This is a genomic window from Rhizobium sp. BR 315, assembly GCF_050577975.1.
In the GTDB taxonomy this organism is placed as follows: Bacteria; Pseudomonadota; Alphaproteobacteria; order Rhizobiales; family Rhizobiaceae; genus Rhizobium; species Rhizobium miluonense.
This window is the reverse complement of record NZ_JARWKZ010000081.1, coordinates 1-18,682: the sequence shown is the minus strand read 5'-3', so window position 1 is coordinate 18,682 and position 18,682 is coordinate 1. Positions and strand designations below refer to the sequence as shown.

The following is an 18,682-nucleotide window of genomic DNA, read 5'->3' as shown; positions in this document are numbered from 1 at the left end:
AGTCAGCGTGGCCGGGGCAGTCGACGTGAGCGTAGTGACGAGCAGGCGTCTCATACTCAACGTGCGCCGTCGAGATCGTGATACCACGTGCCTTCTCTTCCGGTGCTGCGTCGATCTGGTCGTACGCCTTGAACTCGCCGAAGTACTTCGTGATCGCTGCCGTCAATGACGTCTTGCCGTGGTCAACGTGCCCAATCGTACCAATGTTGACGTGCGGCTTATTGCGCTCAAACTTACTCTTTGCCATTTTCGGCTCTCCATTTTTCCTGTCCCCGAAGGGATCAATTCTTGTTATCGGTCAATTGGTATTCCGGTCACTTCTGACCGGAATACTTTGCCTGGATTTCCTGTGCGACGTTCGACGGAACCGGCGCGTAATGATCGAAGGTCATCGTGTACTGAGCACGCCCCTGAGACATCGAGCGCAGGTTGTCGACGTACTTGAACATGTTTGCCAGCGGGACGTTCGCGTTGATGACAACGGCGATACCGCGGCTTTCCTGGCCCTGGATCTGACCACGACGCGAGTTCAGGTCGCCGATGACGTCGCCGACGTAATCTTCCGGCGTTACGACTTCGACCTTCATCATCGGCTCGAGGAGCTGAGCACCGGCTTCGCGGGCTGCTTCACGGAAGCAAGCGCGGGAAGCGATTTCGAAGGCCAGAACCGACGAGTCGACGTCGTGGAAGGCACCGTCGATGAGCGTCGCCTTGACGCCGAGCATCGGGAAGCCAGCCAGCGGGCCCGAAGACAGAACGCTTTCGATACCCTTCTGGACGCCCGGGATGTATTCCTTCGGAACGGAACCGCCAACGATCTTGGACTCGAACTTGAAGTCGTCGCCATCCGGGTTCGGTTCGAACACGATCTTGACGCGAGCGAACTGACCGGTACCACCCGACTGCTTCTTGTGGGTGTAGTCCTTTTCCGTCTGACGCGTGATGGTTTCGCGGTAAGCAACCTGCGGCGCGCCGACGCTTGCTTCAACCTTGAATTCACGGCGCATACGGTCGACGATGATGTCGAGGTGAAGTTCACCCATGCCGGCGATGATGGTCTGGCCCGATTCCTGGTCCGTCTTGACGCGGAAGGACGGGTCTTCTGCAGCCAGGCGGTTGAGCGCGAGGCCCATCTTTTCCTGGTCGCCCTTGGTCTTCGGCTCGATCGCGATCTGGATGACCGGCTCGGGGAATTCCATGCGCTCGAGGATAACCGGCTTCAGCGGATCGCAGAGCGTATCGCCAGTGGTGGTTTCCTTGAGGCCGGCCAGAGCAACGATGTCGCCAGCGAAGGCTTCTTCGATGTCTTCACGCGAGTTCGAGTGCATCTGCAACATACGGCCGACGCGCTCGCGCTTGTCCTTGACCGTGTTGATGACCGACGCGCCCTTTTCGAGCTTGCCGGAATAGATGCGGGCGAAGGTGAGCGAACCGACGAAGGGGTCGTTCATGATCTTGAATGCCAGCATGGACAACGGCTCGCTGTCGTCAGCGTGACGTTCGATCTCGGCGTCGGTCTTGAAGTCGATGCCCTTGATCGCCGGAATGTCGAGCGGCGACGGCAGGTAATCGACAACGGCGTCGAGCAGCGGCTGAACACCCTTGTTCTTGAAGGCGGTGCCGCAGAACATCGGATGGAACTTGACGTCGATCGTGCCGCGACGGACGAGCGCGCGGATCTGTTCGTTGTCAGGCAGGTTGCCTTCCAGGTAGGCTTCGGTCGCGGCTTCGTCGATCTCGACAACGGTCTCGATCAGCTTTTCGCGGTACTCGGCAGCCTTGGCCTTCATGTCTTCCGGAATTTCGACGACATCCCACTGAGCGCCGAGCGATTCGTCGCGCCAGATGAGAGCATTCATCTCGATCAGGTCGATAACGCCCTTGAAATCGCTTTCAGCGCCGATCGGCAGCTGCATGACGACGGCTGTGGCGCCGAGGCGGGTCTTGATCATCTCGACCGAGCGATAGAAATCGGCGCCGGTCTTATCCATCTTGTTGCAGAAGATCATGCGCGGAACATGATACTTCTCAGCCTGACGCCAGACGGTTTCCGTCTGCGGCTCAACGCCGGCGTTGGCGTCGAGCAGAGCGATAGCACCGTCGAGAACGCGCAGCGAACGCTCGACTTCGATGGTGAAGTCGACGTGGCCGGGGGTGTCGATGATGTTGAAGCGGCGGGTCTTGCCGTCGCGGCCCTTCCAGAAGGTGGTCGTAGCAGCGGAGGTGATCGTGATGCCACGCTCCTGCTCCTGCTCCATCCAGTCCATGGTGGCTGCGCCGTCGTGCACTTCGCCGATCTTGTGCGACTTGCCGGTGTAGTAAAGAATACGCTCGGTGGTCGTGGTCTTGCCGGCGTCGATGTGCGCCATGATACCGAAATTGCGGTAGTCTTCGATTTTATATTCGCGAGCCATAATGGACTGCCTTTCCGAAACCGTTCGGGATTACCAGCGATAATGCGAGAACGCACGGTTGGCATCAGCCATCTTGTGCGTGTCTTCGCGCTTCTTAACGGCAGCGCCGCGGTTGTTGGAGGCATCGAGAAGTTCGCCGCTGAGGCGATCGACCATGGTCGTTTCGTTACGCTTACGGGCAGCAGTGATCAGCCAACGAATGGCGAGAGCCTGACGGCGCTCCGGACGAACATCAACCGGAACCTGGTACGTAGCACCACCAACGCGACGCGAACGAACTTCAACGTGCGGAGCGATGTTATCCAAAGCCTGGTGGAACACGCCGAGCGGCTCCTGCTTTGCCTTGCCCTGCACGGCGTCGAATGCGCCGTATACGATGCTTTCAGCAACGGACTTCTTGCCGTCGAGCATGATAGCATTCATGAACTTGGTGACGACCAGATCGCCGAACTTCGGGTCCGGGTTGATCTCGCGCTTTTCTGCCTTATGACGTCTGGACATGTACTTCTCGTCTCTCAACTGTTAGCGGCGCTTCACCACGCGGAGAACCTCGCGCAGCGCCGGATTATCTGAAACCGAATTACTTCGGACGCTTCGCACCGTACTTCGAACGGCGCTGCTTGCGGTTCTTGACACCCTGGGTATCGAGAACGCCGCGGATGATGTGATAACGGACACCCGGAAGGTCCTTTACGCGGCCGCCACGGATCATGACGACGGAGTGTTCCTGAAGGTTGTGACCTTCGCCGGGAATGTAACCAATGACTTCAAAGCCGTTGGTCAGACGGATCTTTGCGACCTTACGCAGAGCCGAGTTCGGCTTCTTCGGCGTGGTCGTGTAGACGCGGGTGCAAACGCCGCGCTTCTGCGGGTTCTCCTGGAGAGCGGGAACCTTGTTACGCTTTACCTGCGCCTGGCGAGGCTTGCGGATCAGCTGGTTTACGGTAGGCATTCAACCATCCCTTGTAAATCTATCTCGACACCCTTGCGGGCATGACTATCGCCGTCACCGGCAACGACACACGATCGTCTCAATGCGCAAAACGTGGCCCGATCCGCTTTCGCAGATGGACCACAGAAAAGCAGAGGACACCGAGAGTGGCGTCTTGCGTGCAGCATTCGTGTCTTCAACGTGCGTTTTAGAACCTTGTTTGAGGTGAACTTCAGGGCGCGTCGCCCCGAACAGCCATGCCTCACATGGGTCCCGATGGCGGCGGTACTACTGGTTTAACGCCGGTTCGTCAAGGCCGGTTAAGAAATTATCTTTGTCACAAAGGCCCAGAAGCCCGGGAAAACCAGCCATTTGGCGCATTCGATACGGAAATGCCGCCCCTTCGGCAAGATGGACTTTGGTATTTCACCAAAATCCCTATAAGGAATCACCGAAAGGCAATTTCATCCGATGACCCGGGCGAAACCAAGGAATCGCCGGGTCGATTCGACACTCCCGAAGGAAGACTCATGATTACTGCGCCAGACAACGACAACAATTCCGATGGCCCCATGGTCTTCATCATCATCGGCAAGGGCTATGAGACCGATGGCGGCGAAGGCATCGATCTTCATGTCATGTTGAAGGCGCCGGATGACGACACCGCCGTGCGCGAGGCGCTCAATGCGCTCGCCGAGGAAGGTTTCATCGAGGCCGACCTCGACCAGATCGGCCTGCTGACGGATATCCCGGACGAAGAACCTCATGCCTCCGCCTATCAGGGTGCTCTCGAAGGCGAAGTAGCGATCATCCGCTTCCGCTGAAGGCAGGCGGCTTCGCGGCAAGGCGACTAGACCGCCCTCACCTTTCACATTTGAGCTTTAGACAAAAAGAAACCGCCCGGATCGCTCCGGGCGGTTTTTGATTTTCTATGTCCTGAAGCTCTTATTCAGCAACCGGGACATTCTCGCTTGCCATATCCTGCAGCATCGGCGTTGCGACGGCCGAACCCGTGCCCTTGCGACGCTCTTCGAGGATGAGTTCGTCGCGAGCCGTGGCGATGCGGCGGATCTGCGTCATGGTACCACCCGTACCAGCCGGGATGAGACGGCCGACGATGACGTTTTCCTTCAGGCCCTGCAGACCGTCGGTCTTGCCGGCGATCGCAGCTTCCGTGAGCACCTTGGTCGTTTCCTGGAAGGAAGCGGCCGAGATGAACGACGGCGTCTGCAGCGAGGCCTTGGTGATGCCGAGCAGCACCGGATCGCCGTAAGCTGGCTTCTTGCCTACTTCGATCAGCGCGTCGTTGGCATCGTCCAGCTCGATACGGTCGACGTTGTCGCCGACGATGTACTGGCTGTCGCCCGCATCGGTGATTTCCACCTTCTGCAGCATTTGACGGACAATCACTTCGATGTGCTTGTCGTTGATGACAACGCCCTGCAAGCGGTAGACTTCCTGGATTTCGTTGACCAGGTAGGAAGCCAGAGCCTCCACGCCCTTGATCGCCAGGATGTCGTGCGGAGCCGGGTTACCGTCGAGGATGTAATCACCCTTTTCGATATAGTCGCCTTCCTGAAGGTGGAAGGGCTTGCCCTTCGGGATCAGGTATTCGACCGGCTCGACACCGTCTTCCGCCGGCTCGATGATGACGCGGCGCTTGTTCTTGTAGTCGCGGCCGAGGCGGATCGTACCATCGATCTCTGCGATGATGGCGTGGTCCTTCGGACGACGAGCTTCGAACAGTTCGGCAACGCGCGGCAGACCACCGGTGATGTCCTTGGTCTTGGCGCTTTCCAGCGGCGAACGAGCGAGAACGTCACCCTGCGACACCTTCGTGCCCGGCTCGACCGACAGGATCGCGTCGACCGAGAGCAGGAAGCGGGCTTCGCCACCACGCGACAGCTTGGCGACATTGCCGCTGGCGTCCTTGATGACGATCGCCGGCTTCAGATCGGAGCCGCGCGGTGTCGAGCGCCAGTCGATAACCTGACGCTTGGTGATGCCGGTGGACTCGTCGGTCGCTTCGAGAACCGAAAGACCGTCGACGACGTCTTCGAAGTGAACCGTACCGGCCACTTCCGTCATCATCGGACGGGTATAAGGATCCCACTCCGCCAGACGCTGACCGCGCTTCACCTTGTCGCCTTCGTCGACATACAGCTTCGAGCCGTAAGCAACGCGCTGCGAGGAGCGTTCGACGCCGCGTTCGTCCAGGATCTGGACCGTCATGTTGCGGCCCATGGCAACAAGGTTGCCATCGGAGTTGCGCAGCATGTTGCGGTTCTTGATCTGAACCGTACCTTCGTAGGAAGCTTCCAGGAACGACTGGTCGACCACGGTTGCCGTGCCGCCCAAGTGGAAGGTACGCATGGTCAGCTGCGTGCCCGGCTCACCGATCGACTGTGCGGCGATAACGCCGACAGCTTCACCGAGGTTGACAGGCGTACCGCGAGCCAGGTCGCGGCCGTAGCAGACGCCGCAGACGCCGGTCTGGATTTCGCAGGTCAGTGCCGAACGGATGCGGATCGACTGGATACCAGCCTTTTCGATCTCGATGACATCAGGCTCGAGGATCATCTTGCCGGCATCGACGATGCGCTCACCCGTGACCGGATGGTCGATATCATCAAGCGCCGTACGGCCGAGGATGCGGGCGCCGAGCGAAGCAACGACCTGACCGGCATCGACGATGGCGGTCATGGTGAGGCCCTTGTCGGTACCGCAATCGACGTGCGTGACGATGCAGTCCTGAGCGACGTCGACGAGACGGCGGGTCAGGTAACCGGAGTTTGCGGTCTTCAAGGCGGTGTCTGCCAGACCCTTACGGGCACCGTGCGTCGAGTTGAAGTACTCGTTAACGGTCAGGCCTTCCTTGAAGTTCGAGATGATCGGCGTCTCGATGATTTCGCCCGACGGCTTGGCCATGAGGCCGCGCATGCCGCCCAGCTGACGCATCTGGTTCGGAGAACCACGAGCACCAGAGTGGCTCATCATGTAGATCGAGTTCATCGGCTTCTGGCGACCGGTCTTTTCGTCGAATTCGACGGCCTTAATGCGGGCCATCATTTCTTCGGCGACCTTTTCCGTAGCCTTGCCCCAGGCGTCAACAACCTTGTTGTACTTCTCGCCCTGAGTGATCAGACCGTCGTTGTACTGCTGTTCGTATTCCTTCACCAGGGCTTCGGTATCGCCAACGATCTTAACCTTGGTGTCCGGAATGACCATGTCGTCCTTGCCGAACGAAATGCCGGCGCGGCAGGCATGGGCGAAGCCGAGCTGCATGATGCGGTCGCAGAAAATGACCGTGTCCTTCTGGCCGCAATGGCGGTAGACCGTGTCGATCATCTTGGAGATGTTCTTCTTGGTCATTTCCTGGTTGCAGATATCGAAGGTCACCTTGCCATGCTTCGGCAGCAGTTCGCCGATGAGCAGTCGGCCAGGCGTGGTTTCGTAGATCTTCGAATAGGGCTTGCCCTCTTCGTCGACCGACTTGAAGCGGCCGCGGATCTTCGAATGCAGCGTGACGACCTTGTTTTCGAGTGCGTGATGCAGCTCGCCGAGGTCGGAGAAGGCCATGCCTTCGCCCGGCTCGTTCTGGTTCAGGATCGACAGGTAATACAGGCCGAGAACCATGTCCTGCGAGGGAACGATGATCGGCGCGCCGTTTGCCGGGTGCAGAATGTTGTTGGTCGACATCATCAGCACGCGGGCTTCAAGCTGGGCTTCCAGCGAGAGCGGCACGTGAACAGCCATCTGGTCGCCGTCGAAGTCGGCGTTGAAGGCCGTGCAGACGAGCGGGTGCAGCTGGATTGCCTTGCCTTCGACCAGCATGGGTTCGAAGGCCTGGATGCCCAGGCGGTGCAGCGTCGGTGCGCGGTTCAACAGAACCGGATGCTCGCGGATGACCTCGTCGAGGATATCCCAAACTTCCGGCTTTTCTTTTTCGACCAACTTCTTGGCTTGCTTGACGGTCGAGGAATAACCCTTCGCGTCGAGGCGGGCGTAGATGAACGGCTTGAACAGCTCGAGCGCCATCTTCTTCGGCAGGCCGCACTGGTGCAGCTTCAGTTCCGGGCCGGTCACAATGACCGAACGGCCGGAATAGTCGACGCGCTTGCCGAGCAGGTTCTGACGGAAGCGGCCCTGCTTACCCTTGAGCATGTCGGACAGCGACTTCAGCGGACGCTTGTTGGCGCCGGTGATGACGCGGCCGCGACGGCCGTTGTCAAACAGCGCATCGACAGATTCCTGCAGCATGCGCTTTTCGTTGCGGATGATGATGCCCGGAGCGCGCAGTTCGATGAGGCGCTTCAGACGGTTGTTACGGTTGATGACGCGGCGGTACAGATCGTTCAGGTCCGACGTCGCGAAACGGCCGCCATCAAGCGGAACGAGCGGGCGCAGGTCCGGCGGGATGACCGGGACGACCTTCATGATCATCCATTCCGGACGATTGCCGGACTCCATGAAGTTCTCGACGATCTTCAGGCGCTTCATCAGCTTCTTCTGCTTGAGATCCGACGTGGTGTCGGCAAGCTCGGAGCGCAAGTCGCCAGCGATCTTTTCGAGGTTCATGCTGGCCAGCATCTCGTAGATCGCTTCAGCGCCGATCATGGCGGTGAACTGGTCTTCGCCATACTCGTCGACGGCGAGCATGTACTCTTCTTCAGAGAGAAGCTGATGCTCCTTCAGAGCAGTCAGACCCGGCTCGGTGACGATGTAGTTCTCGAAGTAGAGAACGCGCTCTACATCCTTCAGCGTCATGTCGAGCAGCGTCGAAATGCGCGATGGCAGCGACTTCAGGAACCAGATGTGGGCAACGGGAGCGGCGAGCTCGATATGGCCCATGCGCTCACGGCGAACGCGCGACAGCGTGACTTCGACGCCGCACTTTTCGCAGATGATGCCCTTGTACTTCATGCGCTTGTACTTACCGCACAGGCACTCGTAGTCCTTTATCGGTCCGAAGATCCGTGCGCAGAAAAGACCATCGCGTTCCGGCTTGAACGTACGATAGTTGATCGTTTCCGGCTTCTTGATCTCGCCATAAGACCAGGAAAGAATCTTCTCCGGCGATGCAATCGATATCCGGATGGAATCGAAGTTCTGTGCAGGCACCTGCGGATTGAAAAGATTCATGACCTCTTGGTTCATGCCTATCTCCTTTTGGGGCGAAACGCCCTCGAATTGCGATCAGCACCGGCAAATTCCCGGGAACCGGACTGACGCACTAAAACGACAATAACCGCAAAATGCGGCGAAACCGTCCCGACTGGCGCTACCCGAAACCGGGCGCCGGCTGGAACGGTGCGCGCTGCCGAACAGCGCGCACCCTATCGATTGTTACTCGGCCGCGTCCGGAAGCTGGCTTGCCGTCTGCAGATCGTCGACCTTGGAATTTTCCAGTTCGACGCTGAGGCCCAGCGAGCGCATTTCCTTGACGAGAACGTTGAAGCTTTCCGGAATGCCCGCTTCGAAAGTATCGTCGCCACGAACGATGGCTTCGTAGACCTTCGTACGGCCGGCCACGTCGTCCGACTTGACCGTGAGCATTTCCTGCAGCGTGTAGGCTGCGCCGTAAGCTTCAAGCGCCCAGACTTCCATTTCGCCGAAGCGCTGACCGCCAAACTGCGCCTTACCGCCCAGCGGCTGCTGGGTGACGAGCGAGTACGGACCGATCGAGCGGGCGTGGATCTTGTCGTCGACAAGGTGGTTCAGCTTCAGCATGTAGATGTAGCCAACCGTGACCTGGCGGTCGAACTGCTCGCCGGTACGACCGTCGTACAGCGTCGACTGACCGGTCTGCTTGAGACCTGCCATGACCAGCATCTCGTTCACATCCGCTTCGCCGGCGCCGTCGAAGACCGGGGTCGCGATGGACACGCCACGCTTCCACTGGTCAGCCAGACGCAGAACCGACGCATCGTCATACTCGTGAACGTCGTCGCTCTTCGGACCGTCGCCGACGACCATATCGATCGTCTTGCGCAGAGGCTCGATGTTGCCGCTCGCCTTGTAGGCATCGATCAGCTCGCCGATCTGACGACCCATGCCGGCGCAAGCCCAGCCCAGGTGCGTTTCGAGAATCTGACCGACGTTCATGCGCGAGGGAACGCCAAGCGGGTTCAGCACGATGTCGACATGCGTACCGTCTTCGAGGAACGGCATGTCTTCAACCGGAACAATGCGCGAAACCACGCCCTTGTTCCCGTGACGGCCTGCCATCTTGTCGCCCGGCTGGATCTTGCGCTTAACAGCGACGAAGACCTTGACCATCTTCATGACGCCCGGAGGCATTTCGTCGCCGCGCTGGACCTTCTCGACCTTGTCCATGAAGCGCTGTTCGAGGCGCGACTTGGATTCGTCGTACTGGCCGCGCAGGGCTTCCAGCTCGCTCTGGACCTTCTCGTCCTCGACAGCGAACATCCACCACTGCGAACGCGGATACTCCGAAACGACAGCGTTCGACAGTTCCGTGCCCTTCTTGAAGCCCTTCGGACCAGCAAGAGCAACCTGACCACGCAGCATCTCGACCAGACGGCCGTAGACGTTGCGGTCGAGGATCGCCTGCTCGTCGTCGCGGTCCTTCGCGAGACGCTCGATCTCTTCGCGCTCGATCGCCATGGCGCGTTCGTCCTTCTCAACGCCGTGGCGGTTGAAGACGCGAACTTCGACGACCGTACCGTAGGTGCCGGGCGGCATGCGCATGGAGGTGTCGCGAACGTCGGACGCCTTTTCACCGAAGATGGCGCGCAGAAGCTTTTCTTCCGGCGTCATCGGGCTTTCGCCCTTCGGCGTGATCTTGCCGACGAGGATATCGCCCGGCTGAACTTCGGCGCCGATGTAAACGATGCCGGCTTCGTCCAGGTTCTTCAGCGCCTCTTCCGAAACGTTCGGAATATCGCGGGTGATTTCTTCCGGACCGAGCTTGGTGTCGCGCGCCATCACTTCGAATTCCTCGATGTGAATGGAGGTGAACACGTCGTCGGCAACGATACGCTCGGAAAGCAGGATCGAGTCTTCGTAGTTGTAGCCGTTCCACGGCATGAACGCGACGAGCACGTTGCGGCCGAGCGCCAGATCGCCGAGGTCGGTCGAAGGACCGTCTGCCAGGATGTCGCCCCGGTTGACCACGTCACCGACGGTGACCAGCGGACGCTGGTTGACGCAGGTGTTCTGGTTCGAACGCTGGAACTTCATCAGGCGGTAGATATCGACGCCGGACTTCGACGGATCGAGGTCCTCGGTGGCGCGGATAACGATACGCGTCGCATCGACCTGATCGACCACGCCGCCGCGGCGGGCGCCGATAGCAGCACCGGAGTCGCGCGCGACGACCGGCTCCATGCCGGTACCGACGAACGGAGCTTCGGCACGCAGAAGCGGCACGGCCTGACGCTGCATGTTCGAGCCCATGAGAGCGCGGTTGGCGTCGTCGTTTTCCAGGAACGGGATCAGAGCGGCAGCGACCGAAACCAGCTGCTTCGGCGAGACGTCCATCAGGTTGATGTTGTCGCGCGGAGCGAGCATGACTTCGCCGGCATGACGGCAAACGACGAATTCCTCGATGAAGGAGCCGTCGGTGTCGAGCTCGGCATTGGCCTGAGCAACGTAGTACTTCGCCTCTTCCATAGCGGAGAGGTAGAGCACGTCGTTGGTCACCTTACCGTCGATGATGCGGCGATAAGGGCTTTCGATGAAGCCGTACTTGTTGACGCGGGCAAAGGTCGCCAGCGAGTTGATGAGGCCGATGTTCGGACCTTCCGGCGTTTCGATCGGGCAAATGCGACCGTAGTGGGTCGGATGAACGTCGCGGACTTCGAAGCCGGCGCGCTCGCGGGTGAGACCGCCCGGGCCAAGAGCCGAAAGACGACGCTTGTGGGTGATTTCCGAAAGCGGGTTCACCTGGTCCATGAACTGCGACAGCTGCGAAGAGCCGAAGAATTCGCGAACGGCGGCGGCAGCCGGCTTGGCGTTGATCAGATCCTGCGGCATTACCGTGTCGATTTCGATCGAGGACATACGTTCCTTGATCGCACGCTCCATGCGCAGCAGACCCAGACGATACTGGTTTTCCATCAGCTCGCCGACCGAACGGACGCGGCGGTTGCCGAGATTGTCGATGTCGTCGATTTCGCCCTTGCCGTCGCGCAACTCCACAAGCATCTTGACCACGGCCAGGATGTCGTCCTTGCGCAGGATGCGAACGGTGTCTTCGACGTCGAGGTCGAGACGCATGTTCATCTTCACGCGGCCGACGGCGGAGAGGTCGTAACGCTCCGCATCGAAGAACAGCGAGTTAAACATGGCTTCGGCCGATTCCATGGTCGGCGGCTCGCCCGGACGCATGACGCGGTAGATGTCGAACAGAGCGTCCTGACGGTTCTCGTTCTTATCGGCAGACAGCGTGTTGCGGATGTAGGCGCCGACATTGATGTGGTCGATGCCGAGAACCGGGATTTCGTCGAAACCAGCCTTCAGGATGACAGGCAGCGTCTTCTCGTCGATTTCGTCGCCGGCTTCGAGATAGATCTCACCGGTCTGGAAGTTGACGATGTCTTCCGCCAGGAACAGGCCGTACAGCTCTTCGTCCGTGGCCTTCAGAGCCTTGAGGCCCTTGTCCTGCAGCTGACGCAGCAGGCGCGGGGTCAGCTTCTTGCCGCCTTCGACCACGACTTCGCCGGTGTCGGCGTCGATCATGTCGGAAACGGTCTTGGCGCCCTTGAGCGTTTCGGCCTTGAACGGAATGCGCCAGCCGTCGCCGGAGCGCTCATAGAGCGACTTCGTGTAGAAGGTGGACAGAATTTCTTCGCCATCCATGCCGAGCGCCATCAGCAGCGACGTCACCGGAATCTTGCGGCGGCGGTCGATACGGGCGTAGACGATGTCCTTGGCGTCGAATTCGATATCGAGCCAGGAGCCACGATACGGGATGACGCGAGCAGCAAAGAGCAGCTTGCCGGAAGAATGGCTCTTGCCCTTGTCGTGATCGAAGAAGACGCCCGGCGAACGGTGCATCTGCGACACGATAACGCGCTCGGTGCCGTTCACGATGAACGTACCGTTGTTCGTCATGAGCGGCATGTCGCCCATGTAAACGCTTTGTTCCTTGATGTCCTTGATGGACTTCGCGCCGGTATCCTCGTCGATATCGAACACGATCAGACGGAGGGTCACCTTCAGCGGCGCTGCATAGGTCAGGTCGCGCTGGCGGCACTCGTCGACGTCGAACTTCGGCGGCTCGAATTCATAGGAAACAAATTCCAGCATGGAAGCGCCGGAAAAATCGGTGATCGGGAAAACCGACTTGAAGACGGTCTGAAGACCTTCGTCCGGGCGGCCGCCCTTGGGTTCTTCGACCATGAGAAACTGATCGTAGGATGCCTTCTGAACCTCGATGAGGTTCGGCATCTCTGCGACTTCGGGAATCTTACCAAAAAACTTGCGTACGCGCCTGCGACCGTTGAACGAAAGGGTCTGAGCCATCGTCGCTCCTTTAAAATCCTGCACCCGGGCCTGCAACGGATGGGAATCGCTGGCCAGGCGACCCCATCAATCAATGAGTAGTTCAATCTCGTCTATCTAACCGAAAACCGCTCGGCCGGATTGCGTCGCGGTTCGGTTTGAGACCATCCTCTTGAAGAACCCATTACCCAAAAGCCGTTTTTCCCGCGGCTTTTGGGTAATTCGTTCAGAAAAACGGCGAATGGGAGATGGCGAAAAGCCACCTCCCAAAGCAGTTTCAAGCTTACTTAACGTCGACCTTAGCGCCGGCGTCTTCGAGCTTCTTCTTGATGTCAGCAGCTTCAGCCTTGGAAACAGCTTCCTTGACAGCCTTCGGAGCGGCTTCAACGAGGTCCTTGGCTTCCTTGAGGCCCAGGCCGGTGATGGCGCGGACTTCCTTGATGACGTTGATCTTGTTCGCGCCGGCATCAGCGAGGATGACGTCGAACTCGGTCTTTTCTTCTTCAACGGCAGCAGCAGCGCCAGCACCACCAGCAACGGCAGCAACAGCTACCGGAGCAGCGGCGGAAACGCCCCACTTTTCTTCAAGAAGCTTCGACAGTTCTGCAGCTTCGAGAACGGTCAGCGAGGAGAGGTCGTCTACGATCTTTGCGAGATCAGCCATTTTTGTAGTTCCTTTTGTTCGGTTCGAACTGGTTGATTATAAACAGCGAAAAACCGCCTTACGCGGCTTCGTCCTTCTTGGCGTAGGCCGAGAACACGCGAGCAAGCTGACTTGCCGGCGCTGCAACAACACCTGCGATGCGGGTAGCCGGAGTCTGGATCATGCCCAGCAGCTTCGCGCGCAGCTCGTCCAGCGAAGGCAGGGTCGCGAGCGACTTTACACCTTCGGCGTTGAGCGTTGTTGTTCCCATGGCGCCGCCCAGAACAACGATCTTGTCGTTGCCCTTGGCGAAATCCACTACGACCTTCGGAGCGGTAATCGGATCAGTGCTGTATGCAATCAGCGTCTGACCGGTGAAGAGATTGGAAATCCCTTCCGCATCCGTGCCCTGAAGAGCAATTTTGGCCAGGCGGTTCTTCGCGACTTTGACGGTGCCGCCAGCAGCGCGCATCTTCGAACGGAAATCGTTCATCTGAGCGACTGTAGCACCAGCATAGTGGGCCACGACAACCGAGCCCGAAGCCTTGAAGACTTCGTTCAGTTCCGTGACGAATTCGCGTTTTTCCGCTCTTTCCACTGCTTTTCTCCAGTTGACAGGACCGGGTTAACGGGCCTGCCGGGTTGCCTTTTGCCTCCTGGGATCAAAAAAGATCCCAAGCGACGCTTGAGGATCCTGTCCCCTCGCGCTCGAGCCTGACGGCTCCAAGGCACAAGGCATCCAAGGCTCGAACCGAGTTCATCGAAGCGATGCTTCTTCAAAATTCGGGTCTTACCCGTCTCATGCAGGCTTGAGTGATTAAGGGATAACCACCTGCAATCTCGGACAGGAATTCCGGATTTCTCCGGAAATCCCGGCCCCGAAAGGCCGGGAATTCTTAAAGACCGGGCATAATGCCCGGCAAGATCATTAGGCGCTCGGCGCCGTAACGGTCGACGGCTCGATCTTGACGCCCGGCCCCATAGTCGAGGAGATCGCTACGCGCTTGAGGTAGTTACCCTTGGCGCCAGCCGGCTTTGCCTTGATGACGGCGTCGGCGAAGGCGCGGATGTTCTCTTCCAGAGCCTTGGCGTCGAACGAAGCCTTGCCGATACCGGCGTGGATGATACCAGCCTTCTCGACGCGGAACTCGACAGCGCCGCCCTTGGAAGCTTCAACAGCACCCTTGACGTCCATCGTAACCGTACCGACCTTCGGGTTCGGCATCATGCCGCGCGGGCCGAGAACCTTACCGAGACGGCCGACGAGCGGCATCATGTCCGGGGTCGCAATGCAACGATCGAAGTCGATCTTGCCGCCCTGAACGATTTCGACCAGGTCTTCCGCGCCGACGATGTCGGCACCAGCGGCCTTGGCTTCGTCAGCCTTGGCGCCGCGAGCAAAGACAGCAACGCGAACCGTACGGCCGGTGCCGTTCGGCAGGTTGACAACGCCGCGAACCATCTGGTCGGCGTGACGCGGGTCAACACCGAGGTTCATCGCGATTTCGACGGTTTCGTCGAACTTGGCGACGGCACGTTCCTTGACCATGCTGATGGCCAGATCCAGAGCATAAAGCTTGGTCGGATCAACGCCTTCACGAATCTTCTGAATACGCTTTGCTACCATGGTCTTAGCCCACCACTTCCAGGCCCATCGCGCGGGCAGAGCCCTCGATCATGGCCATTGCGCCTTCGATATCGGCGGCGTTCAGATCCTTCATCTTGGCTTCGGCGATAGATTTCACCTGAGCCTTGGTAAGAGAGCCAGCCTTGGCGCCCTTGCCCGGGGTCTTCGAGCCGGACTGGATCTTCGCTTCCTTCTTCAGGAAGTAGCTGACCGGCGGCTGCTTCATGATGAAGGTGAAGGACTTGTCCTGGTAGTAGGTGATGACGACCGGGATCGGCATACCCTTTTCCATTTCCTGCGTGGCGGCATTGAACGCCTTGCAGAATTCCATGATGTTAATGCCACGCTGACCAAGCGCAGGACCGATCGGCGGCGACGGATTCGCCGAGCCGGCCTTTACCTGCAGCTTGAGCTGGCCTGCAACTTTCTTAGCCATTTCTCTCTGCCTTTCTACAAGACCGGCTTCCCGGCCCACTATGCCGGATCGCTCCGGCGGCTGCGGTTGCGTGGTTCGGATTATCGGGCCCGGCTAAGACCCTACCCTTCCACGCGAATTGCGGCTGAGCCGCCGGATATAAGTGAGCACTCACTCATATCCAAACACAAAAGAAAGGTCGACAGCCAGGCCAACCCTCCTCAGAAACTTCGATCAGACCTTCTCGACCTGACTGTATTCCAGCTCGACCGGCGTAGCGCGACCGAAAATCGACACCTCAACCTTCAGGCGCGAACGCTCTTCGTCCACATCCTGAACCGTGCCGTTAAACGAGGCGAACGGACCGTCGGAAACGCGAACCTGCTCGCCGATCTCGAAGGAGACGGAAGCCTTCGGGCGCTCGACACCTTCCTGGACCTGGCCGAGAATGCGCTCGGCTTCATAATCCGGAATCGGAACGGGCTTATTGTCGGAACCAAGGAAGCCGGTAACCTTCGGCGTGTTCTTGATCAGGTGGTAAGCTTCATCCGTCAGGTTGGCGCGAACCAGCACATAACCCGGGAAAAACTTACGCTCGCTATCGACCTTGCGACCGCGACGAACTTCGACGACCTTTTCGGTGGGCACGAGGATCTTTTCGAACAGATGTTCGAGACCCTTCTGCCTGGCCTTCTCCTCAATGGATTCAGCCACCTTCTTTTCGAAATTTGAATAAGCGTGGACGATGTACCAACGTGCCGCCATGTTCATTTCCACCCGATATTAGTTGCCGGTATTCAGCACGTAGCCGAGAATCCAGCCGATGAGCTGGTCGGCAGCAAAGAAAAACAGCGAGGCGAAAATAACCATAACAAGAACCATCACCGTCGAGATCATCGTCTCGCGGCGCGACGGCCAAGTAACTTTCGACGTCTCGGAGCGCACCTGCTGCAGAAACGCTAGTGGATTCGATTTGGATGCCATTGACTGCCCACGCAATTACGGCGCGTAAAGCTGAACATATCAGCCCCACGCACCGCGTGTCTGTTGAACCCCTACATAAACACCGATTCCCAATTTAACAAGAGGCAATCCAGCGTTTTCGAAAATTTGCCGCCAAACCGGCATAATTCCAAACTCAAGAAGCAGCGATAATGACGCGCCAGTCAGGTCGGGAAAAATGGCAGGGGCAGCAGGGCTCGAACCTACGACCTGCGGTTTTGGAGACCGCCGCTCTACCAACTGAGCTATACCCCTTCTTCCTTCGAAGTATGCGCTTCAAACGGCGGACCGTCTAAGCATTTCGAAGACATGGCGCTCCCTTTAAGGCGGGACGAAACGATTGGCAAGAGCGTTTTTTGCTTTTTCCCAATCGACCCCGCAACTTCGGTTTGTCTGGCGCGGCACAAGCAATCCTCAAGCAGGGCGAAACTGCGGCAAAGGACGAGGAAGAGGCGCCTTTCCAGCTCCGCCACTCCTCAGCCGAGCTCTACAGCTTGAGTTTGGGATACCTCGATCACAGACAGCACAGGAAACCAGCCACGGAGCGAATCATATTGCTGTGAAGACCAGCCGTTGGTTCACAAGCTCGCACCCCCTACCCCGAGGCGGTCCTTTCAATGCAGAGAAGAAACTCCTGAAGTTTCTTTAGCCGCAGAATGAGGGATATCCTGGCATCAAGGGAATCATGCAAAGACAGGTAGGGAGTGCGGGCAATTACGCTTGTGAACTATGATCCCGCATGGCCCGCCCTCTTCCAGAGCCGATGTGAAGCGATCGCGGCATTGCTCGGCCAGCCGGCCGATATCCAGCATATCGGGAGCACATCCGTTCCCGGCCTTTGCGCAAAGCCGAAGCTCGATATCGGCGCGGTCCTATTCGCGAATGACGCCAGGCTGTTTGCCACCGAACATCTGCAAGAGGACGGCTATGTCTTCCACGGTGATCTCTATGGCGACGACCGGTGGATATTCACCAAGGATGAGACGCCCTTTGGAACACGTCTCTATCTCTGCCTGCCCGGCAATTCCGCGCACCGTGACCGTATTCTCTTTCGCGATTATCTTCGCTCCCATCCGGAAGCGGCCGAGCGTTATGCGACGTTGAAGAGGAAGCTCGCCAGGGACGCGAATGGCGATTGGGATCGATATACTCCCCGCAAGAGCGATTTCGTTGCCGGTATCCTGCGCCTAGCTATAGCCGAATTCAGGTAATTCATGGAAGTCACCATCCAGGGACCATTGATGGGCGGCATCAAGGCGTCCGCTTGCGCAGGTGTTCCAGCACGTGCGCGACACATTGATCGAGTGAAAGTCGGCTGGTGTCGCGAATGTCTTAGCCATGTCGCGTGGCTTCGCTACGCAGATAGGCGGCCCAACTCATCATATCTGCGTTCGCAAGTTCCGGCTGGCTTCTTCCGATCATGAGTCGCTGTGCCCAGATCTCCTCGTCACAATCGATCAGAAGCAGCTTGTAATCATCGATGTTCGCTGCCGCAGCCGCTTCGGCGATGAATGACATTCGCATCTGCCCTTCGAGCAGCACTGCCTCGTCCCTCCGCAGCTGCGGAGCGATACGCGCCAACCATTCGGCGGTCGCGTCCCGCTGCCAGGCCTCTGGTGAACCGTGACCCGGATCATGACATCAAGCGTTGGGATGCCGATGCTGTCGAAATGATGCACAGCCACCTCATGCGCATGATCTCGCGCGATCGCCTCCGCGATCGTCTCCTTCCCCGAGCCTGAAGCGCCGGTCAGAACGACCGATCCCATGCCCATCTCCGAATGCAGAAGGCCCCGCTGTTTCCAGCGGGGCCTTCTTATAAAGGAATAATCCGAGGATTACTCGACGATGGAGGCAACGATGCCTGCGCCGACGGTACGGCCGCCTTCGCGGATCGCGAAGCGAAGCTTTTCTTCCATCGCGATCGGAACGATCAGCTCAACGGCAACCGTGACGTTGTCGCCCGGCATAACCATTTCCGTGCCTTCCGGAAGCGTCACGATGCCGGTCACATCAGTCGTGCGGAAGTAGAACTGCGGACGGTAGTTCGTGAAGAACGGCGTATGACGGCCGCCTTCTTCCTTCGTCAGGATGTAGGCTTCGGCCATGAACTTCTTGTGCGGCTTAACAGAGCCCGGCTTGCACAGGATCTGACCACGCTCGACGCCGTCACGGTTAACAC

At 58.7% G+C, this 18,682-nt stretch carries 15 protein-coding genes, 1 tRNA gene and 1 pseudogene; 2 read left to right on the top strand and 15 right to left on the bottom strand.

Annotated elements, in window-relative coordinates; all coding sequences use genetic code 11:
- The 4 genes from QD409_RS33400 to rpsL form a co-directional block, all read right to left on the bottom strand.
- The coding region (locus tag QD409_RS33400) for a GTP-binding protein (RefSeq protein WP_430763062.1) at positions 1-247 on the bottom strand (247 nt) is incomplete at its 3' end.
- Positions 248-314: 67 nt separating this feature from the next.
- Positions 315-2,414 (bottom strand): elongation factor G, encoded by a 2,100-nt coding sequence (gene fusA, locus QD409_RS33395; RefSeq protein ID WP_092856354.1) that lies wholly within the window; start codon positions 2,412-2,414, stop codon positions 315-317.
- A 30-nt stretch (positions 2,415-2,444) separates the two neighbouring features.
- Positions 2,445-2,915 (bottom strand): 30S ribosomal protein S7, encoded by a 471-nt coding sequence (gene rpsG / locus QD409_RS33390; RefSeq protein ID WP_037153812.1) that lies wholly within the window; start codon positions 2,913-2,915, stop codon positions 2,445-2,447.
- A 79-nt stretch (positions 2,916-2,994) separates the two neighbouring features.
- Positions 2,995-3,366: a 30S ribosomal protein S12 gene (gene rpsL, locus QD409_RS33385; protein ID WP_003507760.1), complete on the bottom strand. Its 372-nt coding sequence runs from the start codon at positions 3,364-3,366 to the stop codon at positions 2,995-2,997.
- Between the two features lie 509 nt (positions 3,367-3,875).
- On the opposite strand from rpsL, the gene QD409_RS33380 reads away from it, so the two are divergent.
- Positions 3,876-4,169, top strand: a complete 294-nt coding sequence (locus tag QD409_RS33380) for a hypothetical protein (RefSeq protein WP_004123433.1) — start codon at positions 3,876-3,878, stop codon at positions 4,167-4,169.
- A 121-nt stretch (positions 4,170-4,290) separates the two neighbouring features.
- On the opposite strand, the gene rpoC is transcribed toward QD409_RS33380, so the two are convergent.
- From rpoC to QD409_RS33335, 9 genes are all read right to left on the bottom strand, one after another.
- Positions 4,291-8,502: a DNA-directed RNA polymerase subunit beta' gene (gene rpoC, locus QD409_RS33375; RefSeq protein WP_092856356.1), complete on the bottom strand. Its 4,212-nt coding sequence runs from the start codon at positions 8,500-8,502 to the stop codon at positions 4,291-4,293.
- Between the two features lie 189 nt (positions 8,503-8,691).
- Positions 8,692-12,834 (bottom strand): DNA-directed RNA polymerase subunit beta, encoded by a 4,143-nt coding sequence (rpoB, locus tag QD409_RS33370; protein ID WP_430764830.1) that lies wholly within the window; start codon positions 12,832-12,834, stop codon positions 8,692-8,694.
- Between the two features lie 262 nt (positions 12,835-13,096).
- Positions 13,097-13,477, bottom strand: a complete 381-nt coding sequence (gene rplL / locus QD409_RS33365) for a 50S ribosomal protein L7/L12 (protein WP_004123442.1) — start codon at positions 13,475-13,477, stop codon at positions 13,097-13,099.
- 58 nt (positions 13,478-13,535) lie between these two features.
- Entirely contained in the window at positions 13,536-14,054 is a 519-nt protein-coding gene (rplJ, locus tag QD409_RS33360; protein ID WP_004123444.1) for a 50S ribosomal protein L10, read from the bottom strand.
- Positions 14,055-14,384: 330 nt separating this feature from the next.
- Complete coding sequence (gene rplA / locus QD409_RS33355; RefSeq protein ID WP_092856362.1) at positions 14,385-15,083, bottom strand: 50S ribosomal protein L1; 699 nt, start codon at positions 15,081-15,083, stop codon at positions 14,385-14,387.
- A 4-nt stretch (positions 15,084-15,087) separates the two neighbouring features.
- Positions 15,088-15,519, bottom strand: a complete 432-nt coding sequence (rplK, locus tag QD409_RS33350) for a 50S ribosomal protein L11 (RefSeq protein ID WP_092856364.1) — start codon at positions 15,517-15,519, stop codon at positions 15,088-15,090.
- 213 nt (positions 15,520-15,732) lie between these two features.
- A complete protein-coding gene (gene nusG, locus QD409_RS33345; protein ID WP_004123460.1) occupies positions 15,733-16,263 on the bottom strand; it encodes a transcription termination/antitermination protein NusG in 531 nt (176 codons plus the stop codon).
- 18 nt (positions 16,264-16,281) lie between these two features.
- The gene (gene secE, locus QD409_RS33340) at positions 16,282-16,482 is read right to left on the bottom strand and encodes a preprotein translocase subunit SecE (protein WP_092856366.1); all 201 of its coding nucleotides are present in this window, start codon (positions 16,480-16,482) and stop codon (positions 16,282-16,284) included.
- Positions 16,483-16,679: 197 nt separating this feature from the next.
- Positions 16,680-16,755: transfer RNA gene (locus tag QD409_RS33335), tRNA-Trp, on the bottom strand.
- A gap of 449 nt (positions 16,756-17,204) precedes the next feature.
- On the opposite strand from QD409_RS33335, the gene QD409_RS33330 reads away from it, so the two are divergent.
- On the top strand, positions 17,205-17,711 hold the full coding sequence (locus tag QD409_RS33330) for a GrpB family protein (RefSeq protein WP_430764829.1): 507 nt from the start codon (positions 17,205-17,207) through the stop codon (positions 17,709-17,711).
- A 121-nt stretch (positions 17,712-17,832) separates the two neighbouring features.
- On the opposite strand, the gene QD409_RS33325 is transcribed toward QD409_RS33330, so the two are convergent.
- Together QD409_RS33325 and tuf are read right to left on the bottom strand one after the other, a co-directional pair.
- Positions 17,833-18,018, bottom strand: coding sequence for a hypothetical protein (locus QD409_RS33325; protein ID WP_430764828.1), 186 nt, complete (start codon positions 18,016-18,018; stop codon positions 17,833-17,835).
- A 320-nt stretch (positions 18,019-18,338) separates the two neighbouring features.
- Positions 18,339-18,682: pseudogene (gene tuf, locus QD409_RS33320) on the bottom strand (elongation factor Tu); the annotation flags it as partial.

Excerpts from the sequence above, each read along its gene's own strand:
- secE (WP_092856366.1), bottom strand. The coding sequence starts at position 16,482 with ATGGCATCCAAATCGAATCCACTAGCGTTTCTGCAGCAGGTGCGCTCC.
- rpsL (WP_003507760.1), bottom strand. The coding sequence starts at position 3,366 with ATGCCTACCGTAAACCAGCTGATCCGCAAGCCTCGCCAGGCGCAGGTA.
- fusA (WP_092856354.1), bottom strand. The coding sequence starts at position 2,414 with ATGGCTCGCGAATATAAAATCGAAGACTACCGCAATTTCGGTATCATG.
- rplA (WP_092856362.1), bottom strand. The coding sequence starts at position 15,083 with ATGGTAGCAAAGCGTATTCAGAAGATTCGTGAAGGCGTTGATCCGACC.
- nusG (WP_004123460.1), bottom strand. The coding sequence starts at position 16,263 with ATGGCGGCACGTTGGTACATCGTCCACGCTTATTCAAATTTCGAAAAG.
- QD409_RS33380 (WP_004123433.1), top strand. The coding sequence starts at position 3,876 with ATGATTACTGCGCCAGACAACGACAACAATTCCGATGGCCCCATGGTC.
- rpoB (WP_430764830.1), bottom strand. The coding sequence starts at position 12,834 with ATGGCTCAGACCCTTTCGTTCAACGGTCGCAGGCGCGTACGCAAGTTT.
- QD409_RS33325 (WP_430764828.1), bottom strand. The coding sequence starts at position 18,018 with ATGTCATTCATCGCCGAAGCGGCTGCGGCAGCGAACATCGATGATTAC.
- rpoC (WP_092856356.1), bottom strand. The coding sequence starts at position 8,502 with ATGAACCAAGAGGTCATGAATCTTTTCAATCCGCAGGTGCCTGCACAG.
- rplK (WP_092856364.1), bottom strand. The coding sequence starts at position 15,519 with ATGGCTAAGAAAGTTGCAGGCCAGCTCAAGCTGCAGGTAAAGGCCGGC.
- rplL (WP_004123442.1), bottom strand. The coding sequence starts at position 13,477 with ATGGCTGATCTCGCAAAGATCGTAGACGACCTCTCCTCGCTGACCGTT.
- rpsG (WP_037153812.1), bottom strand. The coding sequence starts at position 2,915 with ATGTCCAGACGTCATAAGGCAGAAAAGCGCGAGATCAACCCGGACCCG.